This is a genomic window from Bradyrhizobium sp. JHI2711, from assembly GCF_056156565.1.
Genome location: NZ_JBPZPT010000001.1, coordinates 798,501 through 807,411, shown reverse-complemented (window position 1 = coordinate 807,411; position 8,911 = coordinate 798,501). Strand labels below are relative to the sequence as shown.

Here is an 8,911-nt window from a genome sequence, read left to right as displayed (position 1 = left end):
GGCATTGTCATGGTCCTGCCGCGTGCGCCGATCCTTGGCATCGAGTTCTACGGTGCGCATCTGGCCCGCGCACATCTCTCCCTACTTGCACTCAAAACTCGCCGCGCTCTCCGGATCGCCTTGGCCCTTGTACCGCGCAAGTTGCGGATAGGCGCACAGCGGCCGGCTGCGGCCGGGGAAGGCTGGTCCCGTCGCGACCACCGCGTCGGGTGCCTTGCCGTCTTCCACCCAGTTCACGACCGCGCTGAGGAGATCGAAACGATCGAGCGCTACGCCGCTCGAGCAGTGACCCATGCCGGGCACCAGGAAGGCCCGGCTCGATTTCTCCCGCACCAATTCCATGCCGCCGGAATCCGCGGCCATGCGCTCGTAGTAATTCACGGTGTCGTTCGCCGAGAACCAGGGATCGCTCACACCGTGGTAGAACAGCAGCTTGCCGCCATGGCCGAAGTAGCTCGAGAGGTTGGTCCAGTAGGCGGTGTTGGTGAGGCGATCCATCCCGCTCGCGTTGACCCGGTCTTCGAGCTGATCGACGTTGATGCTTTCCCAAACAGGCGGTCCGACCGGACTGCGCGCGCCCGTGGTCAGGATGCCGGGAATGGCGACGCCTTCGGCTGCCACGCCGCTGTCCCACGGGAACGGCGGGTAGACCTGCGTGCCGCGTGAATTCTTCGGTCCGGCAAACGCCTTCTTCAGGGCATCGACCTGCGGCGGCGCCAGGCAGGAATCCGTCTTGTCATTCGTCTTGTCGCCGTTGCAGGTGAGCACCGCGGGATCGAATTGACAGGCCTTGCCGTCGAAGATCAGGCCATCCTTGACGCCGTCTTTGGCGTCGCAGGCATCGAGGATCGCGTTCGCGATCAGCTTTCGCTCGCCCGCGGAAAAAGTCTTGGCGGGCTCCGGCTTGCCGGACGCATCTTTCGGCGCGATCTGGCTGAAGGCAGCGTTGGCCCAGGCGAGACCGATATTGGAATTGCCGGTGCGCAGCGCAGGCGCGCCGGCGACGATGCCGTCGAATTGTTCGGGATAGCGCGCCGACGCCAGCATGCCTTCGCGGCCCCCGGTCGAGCACCCCGTGAAATAGGAACGCTTTGCGGGCTGGCCATAGTAATGCGCGACGATCGCCTTGGCGGCCAACGTCACCTTGCCGACGGATGCATGGGCGAAGTTGAGCGCGGCTTCCTGGTCCTTCAGGAACGAGGCATCGAACACCGCGCCCTGATGACCGCTATCGGTCGAGACCACGGCAAAGCCGCGCGCCAGCGCTGGCACCTCGCCGGCCGCGTGGTAACCCAGCGGCGGCCGGATCGAGCCGTTCAAACCGCCGCCGCCCTGAAACAAAAACCGGCCGTTCCAGCGATCGGGCAGGGCAACGGCAAAGCCGATCGCGTAGGACTTGCCCTCGACCCCCACGCGCTGATCGATCACGCCATCCGCGCGGCAGTTCGGCGGCAGCGCCACCGATATTGTGGCCGGCGCCGGCGGTGACGGCTGCACGGTTCCGGGCGGCGCCTCCGGCACCATTTCGGCCTTGGTGACTGTTGCCGTCGATCCCGGCATCTTCCAGCCGGTCAAGTCAGCGCATTTGAGCGCAGGTGGTATGTTGGCCGAATTGTCGGCGCTTGCCGGCGAGATCGCAACGACCATGATGGCCGCGACTAGACCCAGGCCAGCCATCGCATCATTAAGCGCCACATTTCTTTTTCGCCGCATCGTTCCTCCCTGCCGTTTTTTAGATTTTACTGCGGTGCACGCAGCTCACCCTAGCCCCGGACGATCTGGTGCACCGATACTGCAACTATCTTGTGTTATTCGGGAGGTGCAGTCCAGCGGCGCAAGCTTTCAACCGCTCTCGCCCTTCGCCCTTTCCGATGAAGTCGAACGAAAAGGACGGCGGATGTTACGCCGCCTGCAGACATCGGTGCAGCAAGGGCTCAACCCATCTTACGCACTGCATCACGTTCGAAGCAGTGCCGCCATCTCTTTCCAATGATAGATACGCACCTTCTCGGTTTGATGCCGCGCGGCTTTGGCGATGACGTGCGCGATGTCGTTGCCGGCGAGCCCGCGATAGCGGTCGGCTGGGCCGACGAGCAGCGGATTGAGCAGGCTCCATATCGCGACGATGAGGCGTTCGCGCGGGCGGTCCTCGTCGCGCGCGCCGAGGATCATCGACGGGCGGAAAATATGCGTGTGCTCGAAATCGAGCGCGAGAATGTCCCGCTCCACCTCGCCCTTGGTCCTGAGATAGAACACGCCGGAGCCGGCGTTGGCGCCAACGGCCGTGACCAGAAACACCGACCGCGCGCCGTTCGCTTTGGCGATCTCGGCCGCCAACACCGGATAATCATGATCGATCTTGTAGTACTCGGCCTCGTCAGGGGTGTGCTTGCGCGTCGTCCCCAGCGCGATGAAGATCTCGTCCGCGACCAATTGGGATTTAAGTGCGGGCAGGGACGCGCGATCGCCGATCAGCACCGTGAGCTTCGGATGGCTCACCGCCAGCGGCTTGCGGGCCACCGCCACGACGCGCGAATAATCGGGACTGTCCAGCAGGTCGCGCAGCAAATGCGAGCCGATGAAGCCGGTTGCGCCGAAGACAAGTGCGGTTTTCATTCAAGCCATCGTTTTGGGTTGATGCCTGATCGCTTGTTGAAAGTCAGGGGAGTGGGGCACGAAGGTCGTGCAGGATGCGCAATATCCGGATTGAGGTTTCCGTTACGGTATAGGGCGCGACATGGCGTGCCGACAATGACGAACTCGCCGATCCCGGCCATTTGGCCATCGAGACACCGCGATGACCGTCTGTTGAACCGCGCCAGAGGTGGCGCCGACCAAACGCCATGGCCGCACTCGTTGCAGAACTCCTGTTCGATCTCGTCAGAGCCCTCGTGGGAAGCTGGCTGCGACAGGCTGTGGTGGCCATCTGTGCGTGGCTCGATACGAAGATTCACGGCCGCGCTGCACGCTTTGTCGTGGGCGGGCTTCTCGGGATCGCCGCTTTCTTCCTCATTCCTGTTATCGCCGGCCTGCTGGGTCTTTGATGCCCTCGATCAGGACGCACCTCGTTATCGCATTGGCCATCGGGGCGCTCATCTCGACGGTGCTCCTTGTCCTGGAGCCGCTGACCGACTTCGCACTTCTTTGGCTGGAATGGCCGGGCATCAGCGTAGCGTATTTTTTCCGGGGAGCGGTCGGAGGATCCACCTTCCTCGGCATCGCCATTTCCTGGGTCGTGAATGCGCTGACCTACGGTCTGGGTGCTTTCGTCATTCTCAGCGTCATCAAGGTGCTGAGGGAAGCATGAGGCGCTGGCTTCAAATGATGGAAAGATTGCGAGGGTTACTTTGATCCATGCGCGGCCAACTTCGCCGCCCATGCCCACTCCCTCACGCCGTCTCCTCGTCACCCTTGGCGACGATCTCGACTTCGAAATAGCCCATGTCGCGGAGCTCGGCGGCTTTCTTCTCGGCCGCTTCCCTTGTGTCTCTCTTCAGGATGATCTGGCCCGCTCCGTCGCGGGCACAAACGAAATAAGGCATTCTCGCTTCCCAATTTCGTTTGCATACGCACGGAGCCGGGTTCCCGCAATCCGACGGCTCACTGCTCCAGCCCGGCCTTTTGCCGCATCCTGTCGATCAGCTCGGAGGCCTCGGCCTTGGTCAGATCCTCCTCGGGCGGGTCTTCGTGAGCCTGCTCGGCGAGGGTCTTGAGATAGGATTCCTGGGCTCCGGTCATCGGGTCGTCGCCGGAAACCCAGTCCTTCGGGTCCTTCTGGGTGTTGTCGGCCATCGCACATCTCCTATTCCGTTTTCCGTAGAACGTCGGACTCGACTCTTCGTTCCGTTTTTGTTCTCATGCATCATATCTCAAATTCGCGAGGCGGAACAATGCCGGACCTGGACTTTCTCAGGCGGGAGATCGAACGGATGCGCATCCAGATGGGCAGGCAGAGGAAGGAGATCCTCCAGCTGCAGCGGGCGGGTATCGGCACGGCCTCGGCCGAGGCGCTGCTGTCGCGGATGGAGGCGAAGGTCGAGAGCCTGTGCGCGCAGCGCGACGCGCTGAAGGCGGCAGAGCCGCGCCAGACCAAGGGCAGGGTGCTCGGCGGGAGGACGTGGTGAGCAGGCGGTGGTTCGACGACGAGCGAGACCTGTCGCCCTTCCTGACTGCGCTCGAGGACGTTCGCCGCAGGGCGACGCGGGAAGGGTGGTGCTATGCCCACGTCCAGGCCATCATCGTCGCCATCGACCAGTACGCGGAAGCGGCGACAGGCAACCGCGAGTATTTCCTCAACAAGCCGGTTTCGATCGGGGACAACCGGAAGGCCGCGGACATTCCGTGAGCGTACACGCTCATCGGTAGATGAAGTCCAGCGAAGGCGCCGGATGCGAGTTGGCACGCGCTCGCCCGGTCGACGTCGTCACCGAGCATCGTGCCGACCTGACTTAGCCCGTGGGACTGATGTTCGGATCATCCGGTTCGGGCAATACGCCGCAACCGGGTGTCTTCTCCGTGTCGGTCAGCTCCGGCGTGGCGTGCGGACCGGCAGGGTGTGGCCTGCGTTCGGCCGATGCGTCCGCCGGGATTGACTGCAGCCTGGTTTCCGAGTTGCTCTGCATTGCTTCTGCCTGACTTGGTTCGAGCGCGAGCGTTCGCGGCGCGAGGCGGGCGATTGACTCACCGCCCTTCAGCCGGCCGTTGCGCAATTGCGGTTGCTGTCGGTACGCCGGTGCGGACGCAACGTTCCAATTTCAAGGACGTGCTCCATTCAGAGCCGTCGCTGAAGCTGTAGGAACGGAGGAGCAAGGCCCGGGTTGGCCCGAAGCAACTGGAGGCATCTCACGATGGTCAAGGATCTTCCTCGGGACGAAGAGCGAGAAGGCACACGCAAGGTGATGATGTGGGGATCGGCGGTCGCTGCAATCCTCTTTGTGGGCTTCGGGCTGTGGTTTGCGGCTCCCCAAATGTTCGGCGTGACCGACTACGTTGGACGCCCCTCGACCGGCGCGGACAACAGCGCGCCTGCGACCACGGTCGGCACGGGAGTTCCAACACAACGCGACGCAGTCAGCACCGCTGCCAAACAAGATCCCGCTGCAAATGAGGATTCGAGCGGCGCTCGCGCTCGCCAGATCAAGGAGAGTAGCCAGCCGGCAAACCTCTCCGCGCAACAACGCGAGCAGCTGCGCTCAGTCCTTTCGACATCGCAAGGCCCCGCAATGGATCGGCCGAATTTCGAGATGATGATCGGCACCTCGGTCCCGCGGCAGACCGAGACGGCGGACTTGCCGCCGGAGGTGACGCAGATCCTCAACGGGTTCTGGGGAGATCAGTACCTGATCGCGGGGAAGTCCCTCGTGATCGTCGATCATCATTCCCGCCGCGTCGCTGCGATCATTGCCGACGTGCGATGACGTCCGCGTTTTCGCGACGCCGTCCATGGTCCGCAACGAGGTGCCTCGTTGCGATGTTCCGGCTCCGGGAACGTTGTTTACTTGAGAGCTTGTTAACCGGCCGCGCCCAGGATGCCGCTCCAAATCGGAGGGACAGCGATGTCAGACTTGGAACAAGCGATCCGCGAGCGTGCATACCAGATTTGGATGGAGAGCGGTGGCGAGGACGGCCATGCCGAGAGGCATTGGCTCGAAGCCCAGCGCGAGGTTCTGTCCGCCTCGCTTGCCGCAGTCGCACGGGTCTCGAAGGCCGGCGCCGAAAAGCCGAAGGCGAAGCCGGCAGCTGCGCAAAAGAAGCGCCGCGCCGCAGGACGCTCGCGGCCGCTCGGTCGTGACACGCGCGCGCGCGAGGCCATAGGTAGGCATGCGCGCTTGTGGTTGCCGCGGATTAGCGGGGCGAGACGGAGGAGGGCGCTGACCTCGTGCGTTCCGGCGACGCGGTCTTGCGTCGCGGCGAAGGCCTCACGCGGCGCTTGCCGGACTTCGGACCAGCTTTTGGTGTGATCCCGTTCTGCTCGTCGAACTGCTTCAGCCAGGCTGCAATGTATCGCGGATCGTCGGGACAAAGCCGCTCGAGCAAACGAAGGTTCTGCGCTCTGAATTCCACAAGGGTTTTCGGCATCACGGCTCCTCAAACCCTGCCCGCCGCAAAAATTGCGTCCGGACGGCCGCCGGGTCAATTGCAAAGAGCGCTTGAAATCCCGAGCGAGCTGATGCAGCGCCAAAAGCGAAAACCCCGCCCTTGGGGAAGCGGGGTTCTCTGTCGAGGTGAAGCTTAGGGACGCTTCAACTGTAAGACGCGCGAGCGGCAAGAAAGTTCAAACGAAAGTGCGCCGCTTCGCTGGAACGTGGATGCGCCCGCGCCGGGCAATTACAAATCGGTAAGTCGGTTGAATATCGACGCCGAAAAACTATCTCTGCGTCAGGCGGCAGCGTAACAAGCCGCCCCTCAACTGACACCCAGCCGCCGCGCTCAGAAAAGGCGAAGCTGGGTCCTTTGACATTCTCCCGCTTAAGGTCCCGCCTCATTGGCCTCAGAGGCAAACGTCCATGGCTGCCCGCACCTACAACCACGAACGCTGGTCGGAAGACGACGACCGGCTGCTTCGATCCATGTGTGAAACCGGCAAGAGCCTGACGCTGATGATCGTGAAGCTGAAGCGACCCATCGCATCGATCAGGTCGCGCGCGATCGAGCTTGGCATCAATCTTCCGGGCACGCGGATCGGCCTGCGACGGAAGCGGCGAACGGCTTGAGCCGGCGCGTCAGGCAAAGTTGCTGAAGCGACCGCGATGATTCCGCCGCGCCGCTCTGCTGCGGAGCGGTGCGGCTGCGCCCAGGCTCAGGCCGCGATCCGGTGCTCGACGGGCGAGGTCAGGAACTTGAGCGCTTCGGCATGGGCCAGATCCGGAACCGCGATCGCCGTGTGGCTGTACATCGCGTGTGTGCGCGACGTCGCGATCTGGTCCAGGATCGCCTTGCCCTTGATGACGTGGAGGCCCATGCCGTCATCGACCGGGAAGATCGCCAGCACCACGTCGTAGGCCGCGATCACGGCCCTGAGCGCCTCGGCCTTGTCTTCGGCGACATCGACAAAAACACGAACATCTGCCGCGAGTTCACGCAGCTCGTTAAAATCCAGCACTTTGAGGATACTCCAACGCAACCAACCTGACAGAAGCTTGGTCGCGTTAGGTTACTGAAGCGTCAACAACGGATCGCCGGCCACAAGTTTCACGAACGAGGAAGCGCGATGCGATCTAGCGCTTGGCGCCCTCCTTGCGCAGCCTGGCCTCGGCGGCCTCGTCGACGAGAGTCAGGCTGGAGCCGTCATAGCTCAGCTTGAAACCGCGGCCGACGATCCAGGTCCAGCCCTCCCGGTCCTTGATGGCCGAGGCATTGAACTGCTCGGAGATCGATTTGACGGCAGTTTCCTGCGATCCCGGATTGTTCAGCGTCGCATTGACGCGCCAGATCGGATGCGTGGGGTCGGTCTCGTCGCTGTCGACGGCGACCTTGGCGCCGTTGATGTCGCACGCCAGCGTGTACGGACCTCGGCTCGGCCGGCAGAGATAGTGGCGTCGCGCGATGAGCTTGTTGGCCTCGTCGAATGTCATCCCGGGCGAGAAGCCGAACATGTCGGACTTTTTCACGAGGGCGAAGGACGCAGGCTTCAAGAAGCTAGGCTGGATCGCGACGAGGGCTGCGACGGCGACCACGATCAAACCTGCGATGACGATAGCGACCTTCATCAGAACCCCATCAGATACCTTTCCTGGCTTATAGCAGCCGCGGCGCTGTGCCAGGTTCGAGAAATTGCAGGTCCTAAAATTGCAGGTCCTGCAACGTCTTGCACAGGAAGTCGGGAACCTCGCGGAGCCCGTGCTTGCGTTTTCGGCCTCGATAGGGTCTAAGCCCGATCGCTTCATGACTTCTGGCATGAATCAGCAGCGCGCACTCGCGGGTCCGGCCGCGTCCCCAGCAGCAGAATTGCTCCGCGCACCCATTCAAAGGAATTCAGACCATGGCGAAGATGACGAAGACCCAATTGATCGATGCAATTGCCGAGGGCACGCAGCTTTCGAAGAACGACGTGAAGTCGGTGATCGAGTACATGGCGACGGTCGGCTACAAGGAGCTCAACGAGTCCGGCGAGTTCGTCATTCCCGGCTTCGTCAAGATGTCGGTCGTGAACAAGCCGGCGACCGAAGCCCGCATGGGCATCAATCCCTTCACCAAGGAGCCGATGCAGTTTGCAGCGAAGCCCGCCAGCAAGTCGGTCAAGGCCTCGCCGCTGAAGGTGGCCAAGGACGCCGTCTGACGTGCCGGCGATGTCGGTGCGGTGGGCTCATTGACGCGCCGGCGCAGCAATCGGGGGGCGAGGCTTCGTTCCCTCACCATCCTCATCCTCTTCACAAGAAAAAGCCCCGCGCTTTCGCGCGAGGCTTTTCTGGCTGACGGCGTTGGGATTTCAGCGCCTGGCCGACAGCCATGGCTTTAACCTAAAGTTGAAATCGCAAAAAGCAACAGCGCCGCCACGACGGAGTATGTTCGTCAGGCGGCGCTGCCGTGTAACTGGGCGCTGAAATCCCCAGCTTCCATAGGTGCTTGCCGCGCCGAAAAGGTTCAACGCCGCCCCCACCAAAATTTTACGTCCGGGGCTGGACTTTTTGTTCTCATTTTGTTCTAGTGAGGCGCCTTGATGGACCGTTGGAGGTTGCTCATGACCGTCGAAAAACAGCGCGAAGTGATCAGGCTCTGGAACGAGCTCAGAAAGGTCGAGGGCCCTGCGGCGGAGGAGCTGCGCATCCAGATCCTCGAATGCTTCTCGAAGGAGAAGCCGAAGCGGGCCGCCTGACTTTGTCGACGCCACGCGGCAACGCGCAAGCGCGATCCGCTCCGAGGGTTCGCGCTTGGTCTCTCGCCGCGCTGCTTGCCGGCGAAGAGTCTTCTC

The 8,911-nt window shown here is 62.6% G+C and carries 15 protein-coding genes; 9 read left to right on the top strand and 6 right to left on the bottom strand.

Going from position 1 to position 8,911, the window contains the following annotated elements:
* Positions 1-81: 81 nt before the first annotated feature.
* Together ACTEK7_RS03845 and ACTEK7_RS03840 are read right to left on the bottom strand one after the other, a co-directional pair.
* Positions 82-1,677 (bottom strand): tannase/feruloyl esterase family alpha/beta hydrolase, encoded by a 1,596-nt coding sequence (locus tag ACTEK7_RS03845; RefSeq protein ID WP_225147902.1) that lies wholly within the window; start codon positions 1,675-1,677, stop codon positions 82-84.
* Between the two features lie 279 nt (positions 1,678-1,956).
* Positions 1,957-2,616 carry an NAD-dependent epimerase/dehydratase family protein gene (locus ACTEK7_RS03840; protein WP_225147903.1) on the bottom strand — a complete coding sequence of 220 codons (660 nt, stop codon included), beginning with the start codon at positions 2,614-2,616 and terminating at the stop codon, positions 1,957-1,959.
* 227 nt (positions 2,617-2,843) lie between these two features.
* On the opposite strand from ACTEK7_RS03840, the gene ACTEK7_RS03835 reads away from it, so the two are divergent.
* Both ACTEK7_RS03835 and ACTEK7_RS03830 read left to right on the top strand, forming a co-directional pair.
* Positions 2,844-3,044 carry a hypothetical protein gene (locus ACTEK7_RS03835; RefSeq protein ID WP_225147904.1) on the top strand — a complete coding sequence of 67 codons (201 nt, stop codon included), beginning with the start codon at positions 2,844-2,846 and terminating at the stop codon, positions 3,042-3,044.
* Positions 3,044-3,307, top strand: a complete 264-nt coding sequence (locus tag ACTEK7_RS03830; RefSeq protein WP_225147905.1) for a hypothetical protein — start codon at positions 3,044-3,046, stop codon at positions 3,305-3,307. Before ACTEK7_RS03835 ends, ACTEK7_RS03830 begins: the two co-directional genes overlap by 1 nt.
* A gap of 82 nt (positions 3,308-3,389) precedes the next feature.
* Here ACTEK7_RS03830 and ACTEK7_RS03825 read toward each other — a convergent pair whose 3' ends face one another.
* Positions 3,390-3,542, bottom strand: a complete 153-nt coding sequence (locus ACTEK7_RS03825) for a hypothetical protein (RefSeq protein WP_157783960.1) — start codon at positions 3,540-3,542, stop codon at positions 3,390-3,392.
* A 58-nt stretch (positions 3,543-3,600) separates the two neighbouring features.
* On the bottom strand, positions 3,601-3,792 hold the full coding sequence (locus ACTEK7_RS03820; protein WP_225147906.1) for a DUF3072 domain-containing protein: 192 nt from the start codon (positions 3,790-3,792) through the stop codon (positions 3,601-3,603).
* Positions 3,793-3,890: 98 nt separating this feature from the next.
* Between ACTEK7_RS03820 and ACTEK7_RS03815 the strand changes: the two genes are divergently transcribed.
* From ACTEK7_RS03815 to ACTEK7_RS03795, 5 genes are all read left to right on the top strand, one after another.
* Complete coding sequence (locus tag ACTEK7_RS03815) at positions 3,891-4,124, top strand: hypothetical protein (protein ID WP_036022975.1); 234 nt, start codon at positions 3,891-3,893, stop codon at positions 4,122-4,124.
* The gene (locus ACTEK7_RS03810; protein ID WP_085974320.1) at positions 4,121-4,345 is read left to right on the top strand and encodes a hypothetical protein; all 225 of its coding nucleotides are present in this window, start codon (positions 4,121-4,123) and stop codon (positions 4,343-4,345) included. The genes ACTEK7_RS03815 and ACTEK7_RS03810 overlap by 4 nt, the downstream gene beginning before the upstream one ends.
* Positions 4,346-4,847: 502 nt before the next feature.
* Positions 4,848-5,417: a DUF1236 domain-containing protein gene (locus ACTEK7_RS03805; RefSeq protein WP_225147907.1), complete on the top strand. Its 570-nt coding sequence runs from the start codon at positions 4,848-4,850 to the stop codon at positions 5,415-5,417.
* A gap of 111 nt (positions 5,418-5,528) precedes the next feature.
* A complete protein-coding gene (locus ACTEK7_RS03800) occupies positions 5,529-5,960 on the top strand; it encodes a DUF2934 domain-containing protein (RefSeq protein WP_474807503.1) in 432 nt (143 codons plus the stop codon).
* 546 nt (positions 5,961-6,506) lie between these two features.
* Positions 6,507-6,713, top strand: coding sequence for a hypothetical protein (locus ACTEK7_RS03795; RefSeq protein ID WP_036022978.1), 207 nt, complete (start codon positions 6,507-6,509; stop codon positions 6,711-6,713).
* A gap of 86 nt (positions 6,714-6,799) precedes the next feature.
* On the opposite strand, the gene ACTEK7_RS03790 is transcribed toward ACTEK7_RS03795, so the two are convergent.
* Both ACTEK7_RS03790 and ACTEK7_RS03785 read right to left on the bottom strand, forming a co-directional pair.
* A complete protein-coding gene (locus tag ACTEK7_RS03790; protein ID WP_225147909.1) occupies positions 6,800-7,102 on the bottom strand; it encodes a hypothetical protein in 303 nt (100 codons plus the stop codon).
* Between the two features lie 115 nt (positions 7,103-7,217).
* On the bottom strand, positions 7,218-7,709 hold the full coding sequence (locus tag ACTEK7_RS03785; RefSeq protein ID WP_225147910.1) for a hypothetical protein: 492 nt from the start codon (positions 7,707-7,709) through the stop codon (positions 7,218-7,220).
* Positions 7,710-7,981: 272 nt separating this feature from the next.
* On the opposite strand from ACTEK7_RS03785, the gene ACTEK7_RS03780 reads away from it, so the two are divergent.
* Together ACTEK7_RS03780 and ACTEK7_RS03775 are read left to right on the top strand one after the other, a co-directional pair.
* Positions 7,982-8,278 carry an HU family DNA-binding protein gene (locus tag ACTEK7_RS03780; protein ID WP_008558895.1) on the top strand — a complete coding sequence of 99 codons (297 nt, stop codon included), beginning with the start codon at positions 7,982-7,984 and terminating at the stop codon, positions 8,276-8,278.
* A gap of 402 nt (positions 8,279-8,680) precedes the next feature.
* Positions 8,681-8,815: a hypothetical protein gene (locus tag ACTEK7_RS03775; protein WP_260347228.1), complete on the top strand. Its 135-nt coding sequence runs from the start codon at positions 8,681-8,683 to the stop codon at positions 8,813-8,815.
* The last annotated feature ends 96 nt before the right edge of the window (positions 8,816-8,911 follow it).

What these genes read in the sequence shown, in the direction of transcription:
- ACTEK7_RS03835 (WP_225147904.1), top strand. Translation starts at nt 2,844, where the DNA reads ATGGCCGCACTCGTTGCAGAACTCCTGTTCGATCTCGTCAGAGCCCTC.
- ACTEK7_RS03785 (WP_225147910.1), bottom strand. Translation starts at nt 7,709, where the DNA reads ATGAAGGTCGCTATCGTCATCGCAGGTTTGATCGTGGTCGCCGTCGCA.
- ACTEK7_RS03820 (WP_225147906.1), bottom strand. Translation starts at nt 3,792, where the DNA reads ATGGCCGACAACACCCAGAAGGACCCGAAGGACTGGGTTTCCGGCGAC.
- ACTEK7_RS03840 (WP_225147903.1), bottom strand. Translation starts at nt 2,616, where the DNA reads ATGAAAACCGCACTTGTCTTCGGCGCAACCGGCTTCATCGGCTCGCAT.
- ACTEK7_RS03815 (WP_036022975.1), top strand. Translation starts at nt 3,891, where the DNA reads ATGCCGGACCTGGACTTTCTCAGGCGGGAGATCGAACGGATGCGCATC.
- ACTEK7_RS03780 (WP_008558895.1), top strand. Translation starts at nt 7,982, where the DNA reads ATGGCGAAGATGACGAAGACCCAATTGATCGATGCAATTGCCGAGGGC.
- ACTEK7_RS03825 (WP_157783960.1), bottom strand. Translation starts at nt 3,542, where the DNA reads ATGCCTTATTTCGTTTGTGCCCGCGACGGAGCGGGCCAGATCATCCTG.
- ACTEK7_RS03800 (WP_474807503.1), top strand. Translation starts at nt 5,529, where the DNA reads ATGCCGCTCCAAATCGGAGGGACAGCGATGTCAGACTTGGAACAAGCG.
- ACTEK7_RS03830 (WP_225147905.1), top strand. Translation starts at nt 3,044, where the DNA reads ATGCCCTCGATCAGGACGCACCTCGTTATCGCATTGGCCATCGGGGCG.
- ACTEK7_RS03775 (WP_260347228.1), top strand. Translation starts at nt 8,681, where the DNA reads ATGACCGTCGAAAAACAGCGCGAAGTGATCAGGCTCTGGAACGAGCTC.
- ACTEK7_RS03845 (WP_225147902.1), bottom strand. Translation starts at nt 1,677, where the DNA reads ATGGCTGGCCTGGGTCTAGTCGCGGCCATCATGGTCGTTGCGATCTCG.
- ACTEK7_RS03795 (WP_036022978.1), top strand. Translation starts at nt 6,507, where the DNA reads ATGGCTGCCCGCACCTACAACCACGAACGCTGGTCGGAAGACGACGAC.
- ACTEK7_RS03805 (WP_225147907.1), top strand. Translation starts at nt 4,848, where the DNA reads ATGGTCAAGGATCTTCCTCGGGACGAAGAGCGAGAAGGCACACGCAAG.